The sequence below is a fragment of the Thermomonospora sp. CIF 1 genome (assembly GCF_001896795.1).
GTDB lineage: Bacteria > Actinomycetota > Actinomycetes > Streptosporangiales > Streptosporangiaceae > Thermomonospora > Thermomonospora curvata.
Map to the genome: position 1 here is coordinate 308,926 of NZ_MOYN02000018.1, position 20,819 is coordinate 329,744.

General features: G+C 73.3%; 21 protein-coding genes. 9 read left to right on the forward strand and 12 right to left on the reverse strand.

Annotated features, from left to right (window positions below; all coding sequences use genetic code 11):
* Positions 1-65 precede the first annotated feature (65 nt).
* A complete protein-coding gene (locus BUE48_RS12125; protein WP_286989820.1) occupies positions 66-1,070 on the forward strand; it encodes a threonine ammonia-lyase in 1,005 nt (334 codons plus the stop codon).
* On the opposite strand, the gene BUE48_RS12130 is transcribed toward BUE48_RS12125, so the two are convergent.
* The 3 genes from BUE48_RS12130 to BUE48_RS12140 all read right to left on the reverse strand — a co-directional run bounded on the left by BUE48_RS12130 (position 1,067) and on the right by BUE48_RS12140 (position 5,514).
* The gene (locus BUE48_RS12130; RefSeq protein ID WP_012852792.1) at positions 1,067-2,005 is read right to left on the reverse strand and encodes a hypothetical protein; all 939 of its coding nucleotides are present in this window, start codon (positions 2,003-2,005) and stop codon (positions 1,067-1,069) included. The genes BUE48_RS12125 and BUE48_RS12130 overlap by 4 nt on opposite strands.
* A gap of 657 nt (positions 2,006-2,662) precedes the next feature.
* Positions 2,663-3,589, reverse strand: coding sequence for a PfkB family carbohydrate kinase (locus BUE48_RS12135; protein WP_169313018.1), 927 nt, complete (start codon positions 3,587-3,589; stop codon positions 2,663-2,665).
* A gap of 260 nt (positions 3,590-3,849) precedes the next feature.
* Complete coding sequence (locus tag BUE48_RS12140) at positions 3,850-5,514, reverse strand: catalase (RefSeq protein ID WP_286989821.1); 1,665 nt, start codon at positions 5,512-5,514, stop codon at positions 3,850-3,852.
* A 172-nt stretch (positions 5,515-5,686) separates the two neighbouring features.
* Here BUE48_RS12140 and BUE48_RS12145 point away from each other — a divergent pair, with 172 nt between their 5' ends.
* Positions 5,687-6,844 carry a carboxylate-amine ligase gene (locus BUE48_RS12145; protein WP_286989822.1) on the forward strand — a complete coding sequence of 386 codons (1,158 nt, stop codon included), beginning with the start codon at positions 5,687-5,689 and terminating at the stop codon, positions 6,842-6,844.
* Positions 6,841-7,911, forward strand: coding sequence for an iron-containing redox enzyme family protein (locus BUE48_RS12150; protein WP_286989823.1), 1,071 nt, complete (start codon positions 6,841-6,843; stop codon positions 7,909-7,911). Before BUE48_RS12145 ends, BUE48_RS12150 begins: the two co-directional genes overlap by 4 nt.
* Before the next feature lie 28 nt (positions 7,912-7,939).
* On the opposite strand, the gene BUE48_RS12155 is transcribed toward BUE48_RS12150, so the two are convergent.
* The 5 genes from BUE48_RS12155 to BUE48_RS12175 form a co-directional block, all read right to left on the reverse strand.
* Positions 7,940-8,158: a CDGSH iron-sulfur domain-containing protein gene (locus BUE48_RS12155; RefSeq protein WP_012852797.1), complete on the reverse strand. Its 219-nt coding sequence runs from the start codon at positions 8,156-8,158 to the stop codon at positions 7,940-7,942.
* Positions 8,124-8,795, reverse strand: a complete 672-nt coding sequence (locus tag BUE48_RS12160) for a HemK2/MTQ2 family protein methyltransferase (protein ID WP_286989824.1) — start codon at positions 8,793-8,795, stop codon at positions 8,124-8,126. The genes BUE48_RS12155 and BUE48_RS12160 overlap by 35 nt, the downstream gene beginning before the upstream one ends.
* 42 nt (positions 8,796-8,837) lie before the next feature.
* On the reverse strand, positions 8,838-9,992 hold the full coding sequence (locus BUE48_RS12165; protein ID WP_012852799.1) for a winged helix DNA-binding domain-containing protein: 1,155 nt from the start codon (positions 9,990-9,992) through the stop codon (positions 8,838-8,840).
* 138 nt (positions 9,993-10,130) lie between these two features.
* Positions 10,131-10,754 (reverse strand): MBL fold metallo-hydrolase, encoded by a 624-nt coding sequence (locus tag BUE48_RS12170; RefSeq protein WP_012852800.1) that lies wholly within the window; start codon positions 10,752-10,754, stop codon positions 10,131-10,133.
* Positions 10,751-11,836 carry an S-(hydroxymethyl)mycothiol dehydrogenase gene (locus BUE48_RS12175; RefSeq protein ID WP_012852801.1) on the reverse strand — a complete coding sequence of 362 codons (1,086 nt, stop codon included), beginning with the start codon at positions 11,834-11,836 and terminating at the stop codon, positions 10,751-10,753. Before BUE48_RS12175 ends, BUE48_RS12170 begins: the two co-directional genes overlap by 4 nt.
* Positions 11,837-12,206: 370 nt before the next feature.
* Here BUE48_RS12175 and BUE48_RS12180 point away from each other — a divergent pair, with 370 nt between their 5' ends.
* The gene (locus BUE48_RS12180) at positions 12,207-12,401 is read left to right on the forward strand and encodes a hypothetical protein (protein WP_286989826.1); all 195 of its coding nucleotides are present in this window, start codon (positions 12,207-12,209) and stop codon (positions 12,399-12,401) included.
* Positions 12,402-12,561: 160 nt separating this feature from the next.
* Positions 12,562-12,804 carry a uroporphyrinogen decarboxylase/cobalamine-independent methonine synthase family protein gene (locus BUE48_RS12185; RefSeq protein WP_286989828.1) on the forward strand — a complete coding sequence of 81 codons (243 nt, stop codon included), beginning with the start codon at positions 12,562-12,564 and terminating at the stop codon, positions 12,802-12,804.
* A gap of 16 nt (positions 12,805-12,820) precedes the next feature.
* Here BUE48_RS12185 and BUE48_RS12190 read toward each other — a convergent pair whose 3' ends face one another.
* From BUE48_RS12190 to BUE48_RS12205, 4 genes are all read right to left on the reverse strand, one after another.
* Positions 12,821-13,579: an IclR family transcriptional regulator gene (locus tag BUE48_RS12190; protein WP_245536852.1), complete on the reverse strand. Its 759-nt coding sequence runs from the start codon at positions 13,577-13,579 to the stop codon at positions 12,821-12,823.
* 48 nt (positions 13,580-13,627) lie between these two features.
* A complete protein-coding gene (locus BUE48_RS12195) occupies positions 13,628-14,779 on the reverse strand; it encodes a lyase family protein (RefSeq protein ID WP_286989829.1) in 1,152 nt (383 codons plus the stop codon).
* A complete protein-coding gene (pobA, locus tag BUE48_RS12200) occupies positions 14,772-15,974 on the reverse strand; it encodes a 4-hydroxybenzoate 3-monooxygenase (RefSeq protein WP_012852804.1) in 1,203 nt (400 codons plus the stop codon). The genes BUE48_RS12195 and pobA overlap by 8 nt, the downstream gene beginning before the upstream one ends.
* A gap of 409 nt (positions 15,975-16,383) precedes the next feature.
* Entirely contained in the window at positions 16,384-16,737 is a 354-nt protein-coding gene (locus BUE48_RS12205; RefSeq protein WP_012852805.1) for an STAS domain-containing protein, read from the reverse strand.
* A gap of 408 nt (positions 16,738-17,145) precedes the next feature.
* On the opposite strand from BUE48_RS12205, the gene BUE48_RS12210 reads away from it, so the two are divergent.
* From BUE48_RS12210 to BUE48_RS12225, 4 genes are all read left to right on the forward strand, one after another.
* A complete protein-coding gene (locus BUE48_RS12210) occupies positions 17,146-18,423 on the forward strand; it encodes a glycosyltransferase family 4 protein (protein ID WP_286989831.1) in 1,278 nt (425 codons plus the stop codon).
* A gap of 36 nt (positions 18,424-18,459) precedes the next feature.
* Positions 18,460-19,050, forward strand: coding sequence for a TetR/AcrR family transcriptional regulator (locus BUE48_RS12215; protein WP_286989833.1), 591 nt, complete (start codon positions 18,460-18,462; stop codon positions 19,048-19,050).
* A gap of 55 nt (positions 19,051-19,105) precedes the next feature.
* Entirely contained in the window at positions 19,106-20,287 is a 1,182-nt protein-coding gene (locus tag BUE48_RS12220) for an acyl-CoA dehydrogenase family protein (protein WP_286989834.1), read from the forward strand.
* Between the two features lie 95 nt (positions 20,288-20,382).
* Complete coding sequence (locus BUE48_RS12225; RefSeq protein WP_012852809.1) at positions 20,383-20,814, forward strand: SRPBCC family protein; 432 nt, start codon at positions 20,383-20,385, stop codon at positions 20,812-20,814.
* The last annotated feature ends 5 nt before the right edge of the window (positions 20,815-20,819 follow it).

Genomic DNA, 20,819 nt, shown 5'->3' on the forward strand with positions numbered 1-20,819 from the left:
CGTTCATTGCGCGATCAGCATAGTATGCACACTTTCTGTGCACATTCGGTCACTAGTCTGGAGGCATGCGCGACCTGCCGCCGTCCCGCCGGCCCTTGCCGACCGCCGAGGGCATCGAACGAGCCGCCCGTGCCATCGACCCGGTGTTCACCGGCTCCCCCGCGCACGACAGCGCCGAGCTGGCCAAGGCGCTGGGGGTGCGGCGGGCCGTCGTCAAGGACGAGACCGGCAATCCCATCCGCTCCTTCAAGGGCCGGGGCGCCGACTGGTTCATGGCGCATCTGCCGGCGGATGACACCGAGCCGCTGGTGACCGCCTCGGTGGGCAACTTCGGGCAGGGCATGGCGTACGCGGCGCGCCGCCGCGGCCGGGCGCTGACCGTCTTCGCCGCCGAGAACGCCAGCCCGGTGAAGGTGGCGGCGATGCGGCGCCTGGGCGCCGAGGTCCGCCTGGGCGGCCGGGACTTCGACGAGGCCCGGGCGCGGGCCATCGCCCACGCCCGGGCCGGTGGAGGGCGCCTGGTGACCGACGGGGACGAGCCGCGCATCGCCGAGGGGGCGGGCACCATCGCCTGGGAGCTCACCCGCCAGGTCGCCGACCCGCTGGAGGTGCTGCTCGTCCCGCTGGGGAACGGGGCGCTGGCCGGCGGCGTGGGGACCTGGATCAAGCACGCCTGGCCCGGCACGCGCGTGATCGCGGTCGCCGCCGAGGGCGCGCCCGCCATGGCCCGTTCCTGGCACGAGCACGCGCTGATCACCACTCCCACGGCCGACACCATCGCCGACGGCATCGCGGTGCGGGTGCCGATCCCCTACGCCCTGCAGGTCATGCGGCGCTGCGTGGACGATGTGGTGGTGGTGCCCGATGAGGCGATCGTGGCGGCGATGCGGCTGCTGCACCGGACGCTGGGGCTGGTCACCGAGCCGGCCGGGGCGGCCGGGGCGGCGGCGGTGCTGGCCGATCCGGCGGCCTTCGCCGGCCTGTCGGTGGGCACCGTGGCCTGCGGCGCCAACCTCACCGACGACCGGCTGCGCCGCTGGCTGCCGCAGGCCGCCCGCTGCGGAGGCTAGGCCCACTCCCAGCGGATGCCGTACATCCCCGGCCGCATGCCGTGTTCGAGCAGGTGGACCGAGTTCCACGTGGTCAGCCGCAGCTCCTGGCGGTCGGTGCAGGCCGCTCCCACGGTGGGCTGCCAGACCCGGAAGCAGCGCCGGGGCGTCGCCCCGTCCGCAAAGCGCACCTGCAGCAGGTACTCGCGGGTGGGGAAGCGGAAGCCGCGCACATAGCGGCGCACCTCGGGCCGCCCGTCGCCGCAGCGGAACTCGTACTCCACCACGTAGGTCTCCCCCGCCGCCAGGGGGCGGTCGAACAGCAGCTCCACCGCGGCCAGCCCGTCGTCCCGGCTGATGCGGCGGCGTCCCACCCGGCACAGTTCGCTGCTGAAGTCCTCGGGCGGGGGGCCGCCCTGGCAGTGGTGGATCGCCACATGCCGGTCCACCCCGTCGCGGCGGGCCCGGAAGACGATCCGCGACCGGGCCGACCGCTCCCCGCGGTCGGGGCCCACGGTGAAGATCTCATGGTGGCTGAGGGTCTCCAGCTGGTCGTCCAGCGGCACGGCCAGCTCGCCGAGCAGGTCGCGCAGCCCCGAATAGGCGGGGCAGACATCGCGGGGGCTCAGCGCGTCGCCGGAGGCGTGGCTCAGCCAGCGGCCGCGCGGCCGCCGCGGGCCGAGCAGCCCGATGAGGGCGCCCGCCGGCAGCTCCAGGATCTCCTCCAGCGCTTCCACCGCCCGCAGGGATTGGCTGCGTTCGGGCCGGCAGCGGCCGCGCTGCCAGTAGCTGAGGCTGGCCACGCTGACGCGCACCCCCCGGTGGCGCAGCCGGGCGTGAAGGCGTTCCAGGCTCAGCCCCCGCGCCTGGATCGCCAGATGAAGCGCACGGTCAAAAGGCCCCGTACGCAGTACATCGTCCAGAATTGCCCCCGGTCCTTCGGCCTGCTGTGTCATCACAACTCCAGGAAACCGTCGACCGCCGACCTTTATCTTCCCCGGAGCCGCGGTCGCGGACCAGGGTGAATAACCGATGAATTCCCTTCCGGCGGGCGTGCGGCCGAGGAAGAGAATCCCCGGGCACGCCGCAGGTCCGCAAGGCGATCAGCGCCTCCGGCGGGCAAAACTCTTTATGGCACCGGCTCGCCCGCCCCGGATCTGAGGGACGAAACCGCAGGTCATCAGCCATCTGGTGGAGCGAGAGAAGGACGGCGGGAGATTTTTTCAGTTTTTACGTCCCGCCGGCCGCCCCACCGCAAGCGCCCGCGCCGGCCTTTGCGCACCTTCCCGGCCGGACCACATCACGTCACCATGCAGACCGGTTCCCCTGTCACGGTGAACAATGGCATCGGCGACAGCTCCCGGTCGTTATCGGGGAACCTCACAATGCCGTCCCGGCTCTTGACTGATCACAACACACGGTGTGTACTCGTCAGCAACTCACGCCAAATCCAGAGTGCCGAGATCGGCATGTGCAGCCATTGATCCCTTTTCAAGGAGCACTCTGCGGCTTCGAAGGGCGGCGCCCGTTTCCGGGCGGTCCCGGGTCATCGCACCGCCCCGGTTTCCGCCGCCCGCTCGCCGTCCGGCCCTCGGCGGGCCCTGCGGCGCAGGTCACCAGAACGCGCCGGACCCGCCCGGGGTCTCCTCCAGGGCGGGCTCGTGCAGCTCCACCCGCCCGGCCAGCTGCCGGGCGGTTTCCGGATCCATGCCGCTGGGCGCCTCCGGCCGGTCGCTGTGCGGCGTCCCGGCGGCCACTCCGAGCCGGACGGCGTCCTCTTCCGGCAGGCCGGTGGCCAGGCCGGCGGCGATCGCGGCGATGAGGCGGTCGCCGCAAAGGCCGGCGGCCGCCGTGCCGCCGGGCGGCACCGGCGCGGGAACGGCGACCACGTCCTCGCCGATCAGGACGAGCGCGGGCCGCTCGGCGCGGCGGAGCACGACGGTGCCGGCGCCGCGCGAGCGCAGCCGCCGCATCGCGGCGACCAGGTCACCGACCCCGGCATGGGCCGCGTGACCGCCCGGGCCGACGGGCAGCCGGCGCTGGTCCAGGCAGAGCACGTCCACTCCCCCGGTCAGCGCGGCGGCCAGCGCCTCGCCGCTCAACGCGGCCACCACGCGCACCCCTCGGGCGCGCAGGTCGCCGGTGAGCCCGCGGTAGAGGCCGGGGGGCACCGCGGCGGGGTCCGCCTCCTGGGTCAGCACGCACACGTCCGCCCGCGCCCCGGCCTCCAGCGCGGCCGCGCGCAGCCGGTCCGCCTCCTGGGGGGTCAGCGGATCGCCCGGGGACTCGGCGACGGTGCGCATCGTGCCGGCGCCCTGCTCGCGGACGCGGGTGCCGTTGCGGCCGGGCCGCCGCACCGCCCGGCATTCGATGCCTTCTTCGGCCAGCAGCTGCCGCAGCACCGGCCCGCTCTCCCCGCCGAAGCACCCGCACAGCACCGTGGAGACGCCGAAGGCGGCCAGCACCCGGGTCTGCCGGCATCCCGGGCCCTCGGCGCGCAGCCGGATGTCGGGCATCTCCTCACGCGTATCAACAGTCACGCTCAGTAGCGGTATCGGCGCGAAGACCATCGCCTTGCCTGGCATCGGACCCCCCAGTCCCCCGACTCTTCGGTGCGCCTCTTCAACCCCCTGCCCGGTGCCGCGCGGACCGCTCGGGGCCGCGGGCCGCGTGCTGAAAAGGCCGATATCGCATTGGTCCCCGCGGCGGGGGCGCCGCATGCATCGCGACGGCGAGGGGCGCCCAGGACCGGCGCGGCGTCCTGGGCGCTCCTTCGCGTGTCTTGCCTACCCGGCCTCCCTTACCCGGCGTACGTCACTTGCGCGCGCTCGTTGGGGACGCAGTGGGTCATCTTGAGCCCGCTGACGTCGCGCGGCCCGTTCTTGCCGAGGTTGGCCATGCGCTCGCGTTCGGCGTCGCTGAGCGTCTGGGTGGGCAGCGGCGGCAGGTCCTTGACGTCCTCGGGCGTGATGCCCAGGCCCTCGCCGACCCGCAGGCCCAGCTCGTCCTCGCACATCAGCAGGTGCCAGACCATGCGCTCTTGGATGGGCCGGTCGCACTGGGAGAGGTTGGTGATGAAGTTGCCGACCAGGTCGTCGCGTTCCCACTGCTCCATCAGCAGGTAACGCTGCCCGGCCTGCTCATAGTCGTTGGTCAGCGGGATGCGCTTGCGGGTCAGCCGCCCGGTGATGACCGGGCCCTGCTCCTCGTGCAGGGGACGCGGCGCCTCGCGCAGCCCGCCGGTGATGGACGGCTCGTAGTTGACGTGCGGGTTCTCCCCGGCGGCGTCGACGAAGTAGGTCATCAGGCCATCGCGCTGGTTGGTGCGCACCTGGGCGTTCTTGGCCTGGTTGACCGGAAGCTGCAGGTAGTTGGGGCCGACCCGGTAGCGCTGGGTGTCGCTGTAGGAGAAGGTCCGCCCCACCAGCATCTTGTCGTCGGAGAAGTCCAGGCCGTCCACCAGCACCCCGGTGCCGAAGGAGATCTGCTCGCTTTCGGCGAAGAAGTTGGAGACGTTGCGGTTGAGCACCAGCCGGCCGACCGGCAGCGGCGGGAACTGGTTCTCCGGCCAGACCTTGGTGTCGTCCAGCGGGTCGAAGCCCAGCTCCGGGTGCTCGGCGTCGCTCATGATCTGCACCAGCAGCTCCCACTCGGGGTAGTCGCCCCGGTTGATGGCCTCCTGCAGATCCCTGGTGGCATGGCCCAGCTCGCGGGCCTGGACGGCGGCGGCGTCCTCCTCGGTCATGCTGCGCACGCCCTGTTTGGGCATCCAGTGGTACTTGACCAGGTGCGTCCGGCCCTCCTGGTTGACCCACTTGTAGGTGTTGACCCCGAAGCCCTGCATGTGCCGGTAGTCGGCGGGGATGCCGCGCGGGCTGAACAAATTGACCAGCATGTGCATGCTCTCGGGGGTCTGCGACATGAAGTCGAAGATCCGGTTCGGCTCCTGCCGGAACGTCACCGGGTCGGGTTTGAGGGCGTGGATGACGTCGGGGAACTTGATGGCGTCGCGGATGAAGAACACCGCCAGGTCGTTGCCGACCAGGTCCCAGTTGCCGTCCTCGGTGTAGAACTTGACGGCGAAGCCGCGCGGGTCGCGGGCGGTCTCGGCGGAGTCGCGCCCGCCGATCACGGTGGAGAAGCGGACCGCCACGTCGGTGCGTTTGCCGGGTTCCTGGAACAGCTTGGCGCGGGTGTAGCGGCTGATGGGCTCCTTGCCCCAGGTGCCGTAGGCCTCGAAGTAGCCGTAGGCGGTGATGCCGCGGGCGTGCACCACCCGTTCGGGGATGCGTTCGCGATCGAAGTGACTGATCTTCTCCAGGAACTGGTAGTTCTCCAGCGTGGCGGGGCCGCGGGCGCCGATGGTGCGCTGGTTCTGGTTGTCGTGGACCGGGTGTCCCTGGCGGTTGGTCAGAATCGGTCGCTCGTCGCCGGGCTGCAGTCCCTGGCGTGAAACGTCCGTCATGGCGGGGTTCCCTCCCTGCGGTGTCAGCTTGCCCCGGCTTCCTCGGCCGGACGCTTCCCCTACCCCGGCCCAGCCGGATTAACGGCGTACCGGGTCAAAATCGGCGCGGGCGTGACCGGGCGGGGTGCGGGTAGGACGGGCCTGCCGAGTCACCGCACGGCAGGGAGGACGCGTGGCAGCGGTCGCGGCGGGATCCGGGGTGACGCTGGGGGTGGAGGAGGAGTTCCTCCTGGTCGACCCGGTCACCGGGGCGACGGTGCCGCGGGCCGCGCGGGTGCTGGCACGGGCCGGGCGGCATCCGCTTTCGTCCGGGACGCGTTTTCACCCCGAGCTGGCGAGCACCCAGGTCGAGGCCGCCACGGGGGTGTGCACCACGCTGCGCTCCCTGCGGCACCAGTTGCGCGAGGGCAGGGGCCGGCTGGCGGCGGCCGCCGCGGCGGAGGGCGCCCGCCTGGTGTCGACGGGCACGCCGGTGCGGCCCGGCCCCGATCCCCCGCCCGGCCCCGGTGAACGCTTCGCCCGGATCCGGCGGATGTACGCCGGGGTCGTGGCCGGGTACCAGTGCTGCGGCTGCCATGTGCACGTGGGCGTGGCGGACCGGGAGACGGCCGTGGCCGTGGTCAATCACCTGCGGCCCTGGCTGCCGACCCTGCTGGCGCTGTCGGTCAACTCCCCCTTCGACCGGGGACGCGACAGCGGCCACGCCTCCTGGCGCATCGTGGAGCAGTCCCGTTTCCCGGGGGCGGGAGTGCCGCCGTGGTCCGCCGACGCGGCCGAGTTCGACCGGCGGGTGCAGCGCCTGGTGGACGGCGGGGTGCTGGCCGACCCGGCGATGACGTTCTGGCTGGCCCGTCCCTCCCCGCACCTGCCGACGGTGGAGGTGCGGGTGGCGGACGCGGCCGGCACCGTGGACGAAGCGGTGCTGCAGGCGGCGCTGACCCGCGCCCTGGTGCGCCGGGCGCTGTGGGACCTGGCCGCCGGGCGGCAGGCGCCGCGCGTCGACGACCAGGTGTGCGCGGCGGCGGTGTGGTCGGCGGCCCGGTACGGGCTGGACGGGCCGGGCGTCCACCCGCTGGAGGGGACCGCGGTGCCGGCGATGCGTCTGGTGAAGGAGCTGATGGGACGGGTGCGGCCGGCGCTGGAGGAGTCCGGTGACCTGGCGGCGGTGGAGGCGGCGCTGGCCCGGCTGCGCGTCGTGGGGACGGGCGCGGTGCGGCAGCGCCGCGCGGCCGCGGTCAACGGGACGGCCGGGGCGGCCGCCATGCTGATCCGCCAGACCGCCCGGCCCGCATGGCGGGCGCCTGAGCGGGTAGGCACGGCCCGCCCATGAACGTCGCCCGAGGGGAGACCGCCATGACCTCGGCCACCATGCCCGCCGCCGGTGCCGGCCCGTCGGCTGCGGCGCTGCCGGCGCCTCGCGGACCGCTGTCTGAGACGGTGATCTCGGCGTTGGGGACACGGGCGCCGGGATCGGGTGCCCTCGCCGACCGCGTCCTGCCGGGACGGGCCGCCGCGGCCGACCCGCTGGGCGAGGACCTGCAGCTGGCCCTGCACGTGTGCTACGAGCTGCACTACCAGGGCTTCGCCGGGGTGGACGCCGCCTGGGAATGGGATCCGGATCTGCTGCGGCTGCGGGCGGCCATGGAGCGGGCGTTCCTGGCGGAGCTGCGGGCCCGCGTGCCCGGCGGCGACCGGGTCGGTCCGGCGCTGGAGGAGCTGCTGGTCGAACCGGCCGGCGCCAAGGGGGTCTCGCACTTTCTGCGGGACGAGGGCGAGCGGTGGCAGATGCGCGAGTACCTGGTCCACCGGTCGATCTACCACCTCAAGGAGGCCGACCCGCACGCCTGGCTCATCCCCCGGCTGCGCGGCCAGGCCAAGGCGTCCCTGGTGGCGGTGGAGTTCGACGAGTACGGCGGCGGGCACGGCGCGCGGATGCACTCGCGGCTGTACGCCGACCTGATGGAGGAGATGGGCCTGGACACCGGCTACCTGCGCTACCTGGACGCGGTGCCGGCGGTGACGCTGGCGACGGTCACGATGATGTCGCTGTTCGGGCTGCACCGGTCGCTGCGCGGCGCGATGGCGGGGCATTTCGCGGCGGCGGAGATCACCACCGCGCCCAGCGCCCGGCGGATGGCGCAGGCGCTGGAGCGGCTGGGGGTGGGTGCGCGCGGGGTGCGTTTCTTCACCGAGCATGTGGAGGCGGACGCGGTGCACGAGCAGGTGCTGCGCCACGACGTGCTGGGCGACCTGCTGCGCACCGAGCCGGACCTGGCCGCCGACGTGGTGCTGGGCGTGCAGGCGACCACGCTGCTGGAGCGGCGCCTGGGCGAGCACCTGCTGGACCGCTGGCGGGCGGGCCGCAGCTCGCTGCTGCACCCGCTGCCGCCCGGGTGACGGCCCACGCCGGGCCCTGGGCGGGCGTTCAGCCCGCGCGGCGGGTGCGGCGGTGGCTGGTGTCGCACAGCGGCATGGTGCGGCTGCGGCGGCAGGTGCACAGCGCCACCATGAAGCGGTCGCACACCACCGTGGCGCCGTCGGCCATGACGATCTCCACCGGGCCCTCCACCAGCACCGGGCCGCCCGGTTCGACGATGACGCGGCGGCGCTCAGGGCCGCTGGGGGACGTCGGTGCGGTCCGCACGGATCACCACCAGTTCCTCATGACGCTGGCCGGGCCGGATCAGCCCGGCGGCCTCCAGTTCGGCCGCGCGGCTGCGCAGCACCGGGCCGAACGGCTCGCGGCGCCGGGCGGTCACCGCCGCCTTGAGCCCGTGGGCGCGCAGCGCCTCCACGGTCGCCTGCACCCCGCACAGGGCCGAGTGCACCACCAGCAGCACGCCGCCGGGCGCCAGCAGCGGCGGGGCCGCCGCGCACAGCCGGTCCAGCCACAGCCGGCCGTGCGGCCCGCCGTACCAGGTGCGGGAGCGTCCGTGCCGGGCGGGCGGGCCGCCGCGGCAGGGCACATACGGCGGGTTGGCGGTGATGACGTCGAAGTGCTCGCCGGCGACCGGCTCGACCAGGTCGCCCCGTAACACCCGGATCGGCAGGCCGCGCAGCCGGGCGTTGAGCCGGGCGGCCAGCACCGCGCGGACCGACACGTCGGTGGCCACCACTTGCCGGGCGCCCGCCCGCGCGGCGGCCATCGCCACCACGCCGGTCCCGGTGCACAGGTCCAGTACCCGCGCTCCCGGGCGGATGGGGGCCTGGCGCAGCGCCTCGGTCAGCAGGGCGGTGTCGCCCTGCGGCCGGTAGACGCCCGGCGGTCTGACGATGAACACCGCTTTCGTCTACCGCGCAGGAAGCGGAACAAACATCCCCGTTCACCGCGCGCCCGCACGCCAGGGTTCCTCCGGCGCATCGTGCGGGATGAACCGCACGTCGTGGCGGTCGGCCTCGGCCTCGGCGAACTCCAGCAGCCGGATGCCCTCCTCGGCCGTCTCGGCCCGCTCGGCGCGGGTGAGCGGGCGGAACGGCTTGATCAGCAGGGTGGCCGCGCCCCGGTTGCGGACGATCTTCCAGGTGCCTTCGGTGAACCCGTCCACCAGCAGCAGGGACGGCATGAGGTTGCGGGGAAGGGTGTGCCGCCGGTAGGCGGGGGTGATCACGCGGCTGCGGTCGGCGTGCGACAGGAACAGGTTGTCGAAGTCGTACATGAAGCGGACCGGCGCCGGGGTCTGCGGATCCGGCCGGGGAGCCTCGGGCAGGTCGAACAGCTCCCGGCCGTCGGCGGTGCGGAAGATCACCAGGCGGGGCCGCAGCCGCTCCAGGACCTGCCGCAGCCGGGTCAGTCCCGACCAGGTCTGGACGTCCTTGACGGTGGCGGGCCCGAAGGCCGCCAGGTAGCGCAGCACCAGGTCCTCGACGGAGGCCTCCGCGTCCATCGGCTCGCCCAGCCACGCTTCGGCGCTGGTGTGGGCGCCCGGTCCGCTCCTGCCCCACAGGCCGCGCGGCGGGACCTGCACCAGTGGCACCAGGGCGCGGACCATCTGGGCCAGGGCGTGGGGGTGGCGCTCACCCCACCCGGCCGCCCGGCCGTGTTCGGCCAGCCGGGCGCCGAGCACGGCCGGGGTGAGGGGCTGTTCCTCCACCAGCGCCCGGCCCACGGCGGCGAGCTCGCCGCGGTCCACCCCCTCCAGGTCCCGGCCGTACATGCCCTCGGTGGCGCGTTCGATCACCGGCTGCACCAGGGGGCGCAGCCACCGGCAGTCCCGTGCGGTGACCAGGTGGAGGGTGGAGCGCATCAGCGCGATCCGGACGGCCCGGCGGCCGGTGAGCAGTTCGGCGGCCTGTTCGGGCTTGAAGCCCTCCACCCTGCTCCACAGGCCGGTGTACCAGGTGTGCGGGGTCTGCGCCTGCAGCCCGGCCAGGTGCTCGATCACCTCGGGCACCGGCAGGGTCGTACGGTCCAGCAGGAACTGGCGGGCCAAGGTGGCGCGGTTGAGCTCGCGCAGCCCGAGCACCCGGTCGGCCGGCATGGCGGCTCCCTCTCTGCGAAGCGTGCGGGTCTTTCAGGATCCACGCTAGGGGTGATTGCGGTCAGTTCCTGGCCGCAATGCCCCGGCCGGGCCGGTTCACCATCAGGTACCGCTCTGTCTTGCGGGAACGGCGGCGATTCAGTAGCCGCGGGCGATCCACTCCTCCAGGTGGGGCGCCTCGTCCCCGATGGTGGTGGTCTCGCCGTGCCCGGTGCGGACGACCGTCTCGGCGGGCAGGGTGAGCAGCCGCTCCCGGATGGAGGCGATGATGGCGGCGAAGTCGGAATAAGACCGGCCGGTGGCGCCCGGGCCGCCGCGAAAGAGGGTGTCCCCGGTGAACACCGTGGTCAGCTCCGGGGCGTGCAGGCAGACCGCCCCGGGGGCGTGGCCCGGGGTGTGCAGCACCCGCAGAACGGTCCCGGCCACGGTGAGCTCCTGGCCGTCCGCCAGGTCCCCGTCGGGGTCGCGATCGGGGTAGACCATCCGCCACAGCACCCGGTCGGCCGGGTGCAGCCAGATGGGGGCGCCGGTGCGGTCGGCCAGGGGCGCCGCGGCGTTGATGTGGTCGTTGTGGGCGTGGGTGCACACGATGGCCGTCAGCTCCCGGTCGCCCACCGCCGCCGCGATCGCCTCGGCGTCGTGGGCGGCGTCGATCACGATGACCTCGCGGTCGTCGCCGACCAGCCAGACGTTGTTGTCGACGTCCCAGGTCCCGCCGTCCAGGGTGAACTGCCCTGAGGTGACCAGATGCCGGATGTTCACAGCACCACCACCGAGCGCAGCACTTCGCCCCGGTGCATCTTGTCGAAGGCGGCCTCGACCTCTTCCAGGGCGATGGTCTCCGACACGAACGCCGCCAGGTCCAGCCGGCCCTGCAGGTACAGGTCGATGAGCATGGGGAAGTCCCGCGAGGGCAGGCAGTCGCCGTACCAGGAGGACTTGAGCGCCCCGCCCCGGCCGAAGACCTCCAGCAGCGGCAGCTCGATCTTCATCTGCGGGGTGGGCACGCCCACCAGCACCAGCGTGCCGGCCAGGTCGCGGGCGTAGAAGGCCTGCTCGTAGGTCTCCGGGCGGCCGACCGCCTCGATCACCACGTCCGCGCCGAACCCGCCGGTCAGCTCGCGGATCGCCGCCACCGGGTCGGTCTTGGCGGAGTTGACGGTGTGGGTGGCGCCGAAGTCCTTGGCCCACTCCAGCTTGCGGTCCTCGATGTCCACCGCGATGATCTTCGCCGCGCCGGCCAGGCGGGCGCCGGCGATGGCCGCATCGCCCACCCCGCCGCAGCCGATCACCGCGACGCTGTCGCCGCGGGTCACCGCCCCGGTGTTGAGCGCCGCGCCGATCCCGGCCATCACCCCGCAGCCCAGCAGCCCGGCCGCGGCCGGGTCGGCGGCCGGGTCCACCTTGGTGCACTGCCCGGCGGCCACCAGCGTCTTGTCGGCGAAGGCGCCGATGCCCAGGGCGGGGGTCAGCTCGGTGCCGTCGGCCAGCGTCATCTTCTGGACGGCGTTGCGGCTGTCGAAGCAGTACCAGGGCCGGCCGCGCAGGCAGGATCGGCACTGGCCGCACACCGCCCGCCAGTTCAAGATCACGAAGTCTCCGGGGGCGAGGGCGGTGACGTCCGGGCCCACCGCCTCCACGACCCCGGCGGCCTCGTGCCCGAGCAGGAACGGGAAGTCGTCGGTGATGCCGCCGTCCCGGTAGTGCAGGTCGGTGTGGCACACCCCGCACGCGCGGACCTGCACCAGCGCCTCGCCGGGGCCGGGGTCGGGCACCACCACGGTCTCCACGGAGACGGGCTCGCCCTTGCCGCGGGCGATCACCCCGCGAACCTCATGTGCCATGCGTCCTCCCGGCTCAGCTCCTCTTTTCCCGCTGTCTCCCCGGAGGACGGGCGGTCACTCGGGGCCCGGCCCGCATTCTCAATGGACAGGTGGCGGTGGTGACGCCTATGCCCGAAATCCAGGGCACACGGGCGGCCGTTGAAGGAGTGATGCCATGCGTCAGACCCCGCCGTTCCGCGGCCGACCACGTGGGCGGCCTGCTGCGGCCGCCAAAGCCGCTCAAGGCCCGCGCCGACGCCGCCGCGGGCCGGATCGGGCGCCGGGAGCTGCGCCGCGCCGAGGACGAGGCGATCCGCTCGGCGATCGCCCCGCAGCGGGAGGCGGGGCTGCGATCGGCCACCGACGGGGGTTCCGCCGCGCCTCCTGGAACATGGACTTCATCTACCGGCTGGGCGGGACCGGCCCGGGCCGGGAGCGGGTCACGATGAGCTTCCGCAACGCCGAGGGGCGCTTTGAGCTCACCGGCACCGCGCCGCGGGTGCACGAGCGGGTGCGGCCGGAGGAGACGATCTTCGCCGACGGCTTCGTGTTCCTGCGCGATGAGCCGGCCGCCCGGAGGGCATGACGGTCACCGTGCACATGTGCCGGGACGACTTCCGCTCCTCCTGGATGGCCGGGGGCGGCTGCGAGTTCGTCGCCGAGGCGGTGTTCAACGAGCCGGCGGTGGACGGCTTCTTCTGGAGTACGGCGATGAGCGCTCCGGCGGGTTCGAGCCGCTGCGGTTCGTGCCCAAGGGCAAGACGGTGGTGCTGGGGCTGGTCACCGCCAAGCGGGGCGCGCTGGAGAGCAAGGACCGCCTCAAACGCCGCATCGAGGAGGCCTCCGGCCACATGCCGATCGAGCAGCCGTGCCTGTCCCCGCAATGCGGGTTCTCCTCCACGGTGGAGGGCGGCGATGCGCTGACCCTCCGGGAGCAGACCGCCAAGCTCCGCCCGGTCGCAGAGACCGTCCAGGAGGGCTGGGGCTGACTTCGCCCTCCTCCCCTCACTCGGGCAGCGCGACCCAGGAGGCGGCCACGTCGCGGGACAGGGCGCGGGCCGCGGTCAGCACGGTGGGCGCCAGGCGGCGCGGGTCGGCGGTGCCGCTGCGGGCCACCAGCGAGATCGCCGCGATCACCCGCTGCCGCCCGTCGCGGACCGGCGCGGCCACCGAGCAGGAGCCCAGCGTCATCTCCTCGCGGGTCACCGCATAGCCCTGGCGGCGCACCTCGGCCAGCTCCCTGCGCAGCCGGTCGGGGTCGGTGATGGTGTAGGGGGTGCAGGCGGTCAGCCCGGCCTCGATGACCTCCCGCTGCACCGGCTCGGCGGCGAAGGCCAGCAGCACCTTGCCGACCCCGGTGGCGTGCAGCGGCAGCTCGGCGCCCACGCGGGTGAGGATCGGCACCGAGCGCGGCCCGCGCAGCCGCTCCAAATACAGCGCCCGGCCCTCGCGCAGCACGGCGAGCTGGACGTTCTCCCGGGTGACCTCATACAGGTCCTCCAGGTAGGGCAGGGCCAGCTCGCGCAGGGCGGCGGCGGCCGGGGTCTGGGCGGCGATGCGCCACAGCCGGATCCCGATCCGGTAGGCGCCGTCGGAGCCGCGTTCCAGGAAACCGCCGGCGGTCAGCTCGCCGACCAGCCGGTGCCCGGTGGCCAGCGGCAGCCCGGTGCGGCGGCAGATCTCGGTCAGGGTGAGCCCGCCGCCCCCGGGGCCGCCGGGGACGTCGGCGAACGCCTCCAGGATCGCCATGACCTTGCCGGCCACGCCCAAGGGCCGCCGTGCCGCAGAACGCCGCGCCGAGGACATGCCGCCCTATGCCCCGGACGTCCGGTAGTGCGCCAGTGCCCGGTCCACCAGGGCCTGGGCGGAGCCGAGGCCGGTGCCCGAGCCGTGTGCGCGCAGGGTCTGCACCAGCCGGTCCAGGGCCTGCCGCATCCGGTCGGGAAAGACCTGCAGGCCGGCGGCCAGCTCGGCGGCCGTCTCGGCGGCCCCGCCGGTCAGCCGCAGGCATTCGCGCAGCGGCTGCCACTCGGCGTGCCACTCCCCGGCGGGCCGTTCGTGGGCGGCGCCGCCCTGCGCGGTCAGCAGCACCGCGACCTGGGCGGGCACCTGCAGGGCGGCCGAGCGGATCAGCGTGGACAGCACGGGGTTGCGCTTGTGCGGCATGGCCGACGAGCCGCCCCGGCCGGGGGCGGCGGGCTCGGCGACCTCTCCCACCTCCTCCTGGGACAGCAGCATCACATCGGTGGCGAACTTGCCGAGCGCCCCGGCGGTCTGCGCCAGCGCCGCGCCCAGCTCCACCACCGGGGTGCGGACGGTGTGCCAGGGCAGCACGGGTTCGTCCAGACCGGTCTCGGCGGCATACAGCGGCAGCAGCTCCACGGCGCGCTCCCCATAGCCGGACATCGTCCCGGCGGCGCCGCCGAGCTGCACCGGCAGGCGCACCTGTGCCAGGCGGCGCCGCGCCTGCAGGCAGCCCAGCAGCCAGCCGGCGGCCTTGAGCCCGAAGGTGACCGGCAGCGCCGGCCGGCCCAGGGTGCGTCCGGCCATGGGGGTGCCGCGGTGGCGTTCGGCCAGCCCGGCCAGCGCCGCGCAGGTGCGGTCCAGGTCCCGCAGGATGAGCGCGCGGGTGCGGGAGGCCACCAGCATCGCGGCGGTGTCGGCGATGTCCTGGCTGGTGGCCCCGTGGTGGGCGTGGGGGGTGGCCGCGCGCAGCTCGGCGGCGATCGGCACCACCGGGTTGCCGGACCGGCGGGCCTGCACCGCCAGCCGGCCGGCGTCGGTGATGCGCCCGGCGGCGCGGGCGACGGCCGCGGGGGCGTCGGCGGGGATCAGGCCCAGGCGGGCCTGGGCGCGGGCCAGGGCGATCTCGGCGTCCAGCAGCGCCCGCAGCCAGGCCTCATCCCCGGTGGCCGCCTCGGCCCCGCTGCCCGCCCGGACCGGCGACAGCAGCCCGTCAGTCATACAGCGCGCTTTCGAAGGGCAGGCCGACGTAGTTCTCGGCGAGGGTGGTGGCCGCCGCCTCCGAGCCGGTGACGTAGTCCAGGTGGGACAGCTGCAGCCGGCGGCCGAAGGCGTCGTCGCTGTCGAAGGTGTGCAGCAGCGTGGTCATCCACCAGGAGAAATGCTGGGCCCGCCAGACCCGCTTCAGGCAGTCGGCCGAATAGCGCTCCAGCAGCTCGGTCGACCCGGTGCGGTACCAGCTCACCAGCGCGTTGGTCAGCACGCGCACGTCGGCCACGGCCAGATTGAGGCCCTTGGCCCCGGTGGGCGGCACGATGTGGGCGGCGTCCCCGGCCAGGTACAGCCGCCCGTACTGCATGGGCTCGACCACGAAGCTGCGCATCGGGGTGATGCCCTTTTCCAGGATCGGGCCGGTCTGCAGGGTGAAGCCCTCGACGGTCTCCAACCGGGCCTTCAGCTCCGCCCAGATCCGCTCGTCCGGCCAGGCCTCCAGCGTCTCGTCCGGGGCGACCTGCAGGTAGAAGCGGCTGATCTGGGGGGTGCGCATGCTGTGCAGCGCGAAACCGCGCTCGGTGCGGGAGTAGATCAGCTCCTGTGAGGAGGGCGCCACGCGCGCCAGGACGCCCAGCCAGGCGAAGGGATAGTCGCGTTCGTAGACGGTCAGCACCCCCTCGGGGATGGACCGCCGGGTCACCCCGTGGAAGCCGTCGCAGCCGGCGATCACGTCGCACTCCAGGCGGACGTCCCGGCCGTGGGAGTCGGTGTAGGTGACCGACGGGGCGGGGGAGTCCACATCGTGCACGGCCACGTCGGAGACTTCGAACTCGATGCGGCCCGCGTCGGCCAGCCGTGCGGCGATGAGGTCTTTGACGACTTCCTGCTGCCCGTAGACGGTGATGCAGCGGCCGGGCACCAGCTTTTCGAAGGCGATGCGGTGCCCTTGTCCTCCATAGCGCAGTTCGATGCCGTGGTGCGGCATTCCTTCGCGTTGCAGCCGCTCCCCCACGCCCGCTTCGATGAGGGTGTCGACCGTGCCTTGTTCCAGCACGCCCGCCCGCACGCGTTTTTCCACGTAGTCGCGGGAACGGATCTCCAGGACCACCGAGGTGATCCCGCGCCGGTGCAGCAAGTGCGACAGCAGCAGGCCGGCCGGGCCCGCGCCCACGATCGCCACCTGAGTCCGCTCGGTCCGCATCGCGCCCTCCTCGTCCGGGATTCTCCACGATCCTGCCGCCGGACGGGACGCACGCGGCCGTCGTCTTTCCGCTCAGCGGAAACGCGCGGTCACAGCGGTTCCTCACTGCCGGTATGCGTCCTGGTCAGCGCTCTTTTCGCACACAGCGACAAGCGAGCCGCATTCTGGACGAGTTGCGCGAAATCGGTCGCCGAACTTTCCCGGTGCCTGCTTTTCCCTGCGGGAGCCGAGAAGCCGGAGGGCACCGAGCCCGGTGGCGCCCTGCAACCGCCTCGCCCCCGGGTGCGGCATTCCCGTCCCGGGCCGCGGAAACGGCATGGCGAAAAGGTTCGCCGGTTCAGGCGGGGCCGTGGAGGAGGGCGTGCCGTCGCGCCGCGCGGCGGTGCCGGGCCGCCGGCTCCGGCCGCGTTCAGGAGCGGGTGAACTCCTCCAGGCTGCCGTAGCTTTCGAAGGCACGGCGCATCCCGGTGATGTCCAGCACCCTGGCCACCTGCGGTCGCAGCCCGACCAAGATGAAGCGGCCCTGGCGTTCGCCGACCCGTTTCCAGCAGCGCACCAGCCCGCCCAGCCCGCAGGAGTCCATGAAGGTCACCGCGGCCATGTCGATCACCAGGCGGGGCGGGCCCGGCGCGGCGCACGCCTCGTCCACCCGCCGCCGGAGGGCGGGGAGCCCGGCCAGATCCAGTTCGCCGGTCAGTTCCAGCACCGTCCACAAACCGACCCGGTGCGTCTTCACCCGCAGGATCTCGGCCGTGTTCGCCATCTCGGGCCTCCTACCCGAACGCCGTTCCGCCAGCCGTTCGCCGAGCGGCCCGGCGCGGCTTTGCCTCTCCCCCTCACCCCCTGCGGGCAAGCATCTCTCGTAAGCCGCTTTCCGTCAGGCGTGTTCACGAAATCGGCATGTCACCCGGACGACACATGCCGGTAACAGCCCCCGATGAACACACCCGAGCGTCCCGTTATGTCCCGATCTGGCCATTTGATCACGCGATCTGGGCCCTTCGGCAGGCAACAACCCCGCAGGTCCGGGCGTCCTCCAAAAAGAGGCCGGGCGATATTCCGGGTGATCGGGGGGCATATCCCCCGCCTGGGGCGGCTGACGAGCGCGCTTGACGGGGAACGACGGGGGAACGAAGTGCGCGGACGATCGATCAGGCGGGCGGGGCGCCGAGTGGCCGGGCGGATCCACCGGATACCGCGGCGGCTGGCGCTGCTGTTGCTGCGGCTGGCCTTCGCGGTGGCGGCCCGGTGGCACGGCGAGCGGCACGGGGAGCGGGTGCGGGTGCGCATCCTGCTGCAGCACGCCTACGGGATGGGCGGCACGATCCGCACGGCCTTGAACCTGGCGGGGCATCTGGCCCACCGCTACGACGTCGAGGTGCTCAGCGTGATCCGCAAGCGGCGGGAGCCGTTCTTCGCCGTCCCGCCGGGGGTGCGCATCGTCGACGTCGACGACCAGACCGTCCGGCCCGGGCCGCTGGGCCGGCTGCTGGCGAGGCTGCCCAGCGCGCTGACCCCGCCCCGCGACGTGACCGCCCCCGGGGTCTCGCTGCTGACGGACCTGCGGCTGGCCCGCGCGCTGCTGAGGGGCCGCACCGACGTGCTGATCGGCACCAAGCCGGTGCACAACATGCTGATCGCCGAGGTCGCCCCGCGCTCGGTGGCCGCGATCGGGCAGGACCACATGAACCTGACCGCCTACCGGCCGTGGCTGCGCGCGGGGATCGCCCGCTCCTATCCCCGGCTGGACCTGCTGGCCGTGCTCACGCACGCCTCGGTGCGCGGCTTTAGGGAGCTGCTGGGCGAGCGCGGGCCGCGCGTGGTGCGGGTGCCCAACGCGGTCCCGCCGCTGAACGGCGGCATGGCCGACCCGGACCGCAAAGTGATCATCACCGCCGGGCGGCTGGTGCCGCAAAAGGGCTACGACCTGCTGATCAAGGCGTACGCGCAGGTGGCCGCGGCCCACCCGGACTGGCGGCTGCGCATCTTCGGGTCGGGCCGGGAGCGCCGCAGGCTCGGCAGGCTGATCGCCCGCCATGGCCTGGAGGATGTGGTCGAGCTGTGCGGCCCGACCGGTGATCTGGGGGCGGAGATGGCCAAGGCGTCGGTGTATGTGCTCTCCTCCCGGTTCGAGGGCATGCCGATGGTGGTGCTGGAGGCGATGAGCAAAGGGCTGCCGGTGGTGGCCTTCGACTGCCCCACCGGCCCGGCCGAGCTGATCCGCCACGGCCACGACGGGCTGCTGGTGCCGCCGCGGGACGTGGCCGCCCTGGCCGCCGCGCTCGATGAGATCGTCTCCGACGCGGCGCTGCGGCGCCGGATGGGCGAGAACGCCCGCCGCTCGGCCGAGGCCTACCGGCTGCCGGTGATCGGCGCCCGCTGGGAGGAGCTCATCGACCGGCTGGTCCGCTCCCGCCCGCCGGTGCGCAGCGGCGACCGCATAAGGTAATGCCGGCGAGCAAGGGCGGACGGAGGCGAGGCAGACATGACCACCGGCCGGCGTTCCCTGCGCGATGCGCTGCTGGACGCGTTCGCCGAGCTGCTCCCCCTGCGCGGCTACCGGGGCGTCCGCATGCAGGACGTGGCCGACGCGGTGGGGGTCAGCAGGCAGACGGTCTACAACGAGTTCGGCGACAAGTGGGGGCTGGCGCAGGCCCTGATGATCCGCCGCAACGAGCAGTACCTGGACGGCATCGACCAGGTGTTCCGCCGGCACGACGACCTGTATGAGGCGGTGGCCGCGGCGGTCGCCTACACCCTGGAGATGTCGGCCGACGACCCGGTCTCCAAGGCGGTCCTGACCGGCGCCGGCGGCGAGGAGCTGCTGCCGCTGATGACCACCCAGGCCGAGCCGGTGCTGTTCGGCGCCCGCACGCGCCTGATCGAGCATGTGGCCGCGCAGTGGCCGCAGCTGGACCGGCGGGCGCTGGCGGAGGTGGCGGACGCGGCGATCCGGCTGACGATGAGCCACATGCTGCTGCCGGCCGATCCGCCCGAGCAGGTGGCCCGACAGATCGCCCGGATGGTCGCCCGCTACCTGGGCGAGCCGTGCCCGCCCCCCAAGGTGCGTCAGTAATCCCTTACTGGAGTTGGTACCGTGTGCTGCGGACCGACGAAGGTGAGGAGGCGCGGTGGACTTCGACCTGCCGGAGAGCGCGAACGCGGTGCGCGAGGGAGTGCGCGCCATCGCGGAGCGATACGACCAGGAGTACTGGGACCGGTGCGACGCCGAGAAGCGCTGGCCCGAGGAGGTCTGGCAGGAACTGGTCAAGGGCGGCTGGACGGCGCTGGCCATCCCCGAGGAGTACGGCGGCGCCGGGCAGGGCCTGCTGGAGCTGGCGGTGGCCCTGGAGAACCTGGCGGCCGGCGGCGCCGGCGGCGCGGCCACCTTCATGTACCTGCTCACCCCGGCCTTCGGCGGGCTGACCATCGCCCGCCACGGCACCGAGGCCCAGCGCCGGGAGTTCCTGCCCAAGATCGCCGCCGGTGAGCTGGAGACCTGCTTCGCCATCACCGAGCCGGACGCCGGCAGCAACTCCATCAACATCTCCACCCACGCCGTGCGCGACGGCGACCACTTCCTGGTGCGCGGCCAGAAGATCTGGATCTCGGGGGTGGAGCGCGCCGACTACATGGTGCTGGTGACCCGCACCATCCCGGCCGCCGAGGCCAGGCCGCGGACCAACGGGTTCACCGTGCTGCTGGTGGACATCAAGGAGGCGGTGGCCGCCGGGACGCTGACCTACCAGCCGATCCCCAAGCTGGGCACCAACACGGTCGCCTCCAACATGGTGTTCCTGGACGATGTGCGGGTGCCCGCCGACCGGGTGCTCGGCGAGGTCGACCAGGGCTTTGCGGTGCTGTGGGACATCCTCAACCCCGAGCGGATCCTGGCGGCGGCCGGCGGCGTGGGCTCGGCGGAGCTGACGTTGAAGATCGCCTGCGACTACGCCCGCGAGCGCGCCCCCTTCGGCAAGCCGATCGGCGCCAACCAGGCGGTGGCCTTCCCGCTGGCCCGCATCAAGGCCCAGGTGGAGCTGGCCCGGCTGATGACCTACAAGGCCGCCTGGCTGTGGGACCGGCACCGCCCCTGCGGCGCGGAGGCCAACATCGCCAAGCTGACCGCGGCCGACGCCGCCTGGCAGGCCGCCGACCGCGCCTTCCAGGTCCACGGCGGCATGGCCTACTCGCTGGAGTACCCGGTGGCCCGCTTCTTCCGGGACGCCCGGATCGCCAAGAACATCCCGGTGGCCGAGGAGCTGGTGCTGGCCCACATCGCCCAGCACGAGCTGGGACTGCCCAAGTCGTACTGACCGGGCATGCCCGATAGCGGGGTGTTGCCCATATCACACTCCCGGCGGATCATGGGGGCGTCGGACCCGCTTCACCGGACGCCGAGGAGATCGCCATGCCCAGGTCTTACGCCAGCGCCGTGATCGACGCGCCCGCCGACGAGGTGTGGGCCTACGTGCGCGACAGCGGCAACCTGGCGCAGTGGCGGCCGGGCATCACCACCTGCGCCATCGAGGACGACGGGCCGGCGGACCGGGTGGGCTCGGTGCGCCGGCTCATCGGCGTGGGCAGCACCTTCCGCGAACGGCTGACCCTGCTGGACGACGAGGCCCGCTGCTGCGCCTACGACATCCTCGAATGCCCGCTGCCGGTGCGCGACTGCCGCGCCACGATCCGGGTGGCGCCGGTCACCGACACCGGGCAGGCGTTCGTGGAGTGGCAGGCGGAGTTCACCGCCGACGCCGCCGACGAGCGCGCCATGACCGCCACCTTCGACCGCGCGGTGCTGGGGCCGGGGCTGGATCTGCTGCGCCGGCGCTTTCGCTGACGGCG

Excerpts from the sequence above, each read along its gene's own strand:
- BUE48_RS12165 (WP_012852799.1), bottom strand. The coding sequence starts at position 9,992 with ATGCCGGCCGACCGGGTGCTCGGGCTGCGCGAGCTCAACCGCGCCACC.
- BUE48_RS12195 (WP_286989829.1), bottom strand. The coding sequence starts at position 14,779 with ATGACTGACGGGCTGCTGTCGCCGGTCCGGGCGGGCAGCGGGGCCGAG.
- pobA (WP_012852804.1), bottom strand. The coding sequence starts at position 15,974 with ATGCGGACCGAGCGGACTCAGGTGGCGATCGTGGGCGCGGGCCCGGCC.
- BUE48_RS12140 (WP_286989821.1), bottom strand. The coding sequence starts at position 5,514 with ATGACGGACGTTTCACGCCAGGGACTGCAGCCCGGCGACGAGCGACCG.
- BUE48_RS12180 (WP_286989826.1), top strand. The coding sequence starts at position 12,207 with ATGGACTTCATCTACCGGCTGGGCGGGACCGGCCCGGGCCGGGAGCGG.
- BUE48_RS12215 (WP_286989833.1), top strand. The coding sequence starts at position 18,460 with ATGACCACCGGCCGGCGTTCCCTGCGCGATGCGCTGCTGGACGCGTTC.
- BUE48_RS12125 (WP_286989820.1), top strand. The coding sequence starts at position 66 with ATGCGCGACCTGCCGCCGTCCCGCCGGCCCTTGCCGACCGCCGAGGGC.
- BUE48_RS12205 (WP_012852805.1), bottom strand. The coding sequence starts at position 16,737 with ATGGCGAACACGGCCGAGATCCTGCGGGTGAAGACGCACCGGGTCGGT.
- BUE48_RS12130 (WP_012852792.1), bottom strand. The coding sequence starts at position 2,005 with ATGACACAGCAGGCCGAAGGACCGGGGGCAATTCTGGACGATGTACTG.
- BUE48_RS12150 (WP_286989823.1), top strand. The coding sequence starts at position 6,841 with ATGAACGTCGCCCGAGGGGAGACCGCCATGACCTCGGCCACCATGCCC.
- BUE48_RS12225 (WP_012852809.1), top strand. The coding sequence starts at position 20,383 with ATGCCCAGGTCTTACGCCAGCGCCGTGATCGACGCGCCCGCCGACGAG.
- BUE48_RS12175 (WP_012852801.1), bottom strand. The coding sequence starts at position 11,836 with ATGGCACATGAGGTTCGCGGGGTGATCGCCCGCGGCAAGGGCGAGCCC.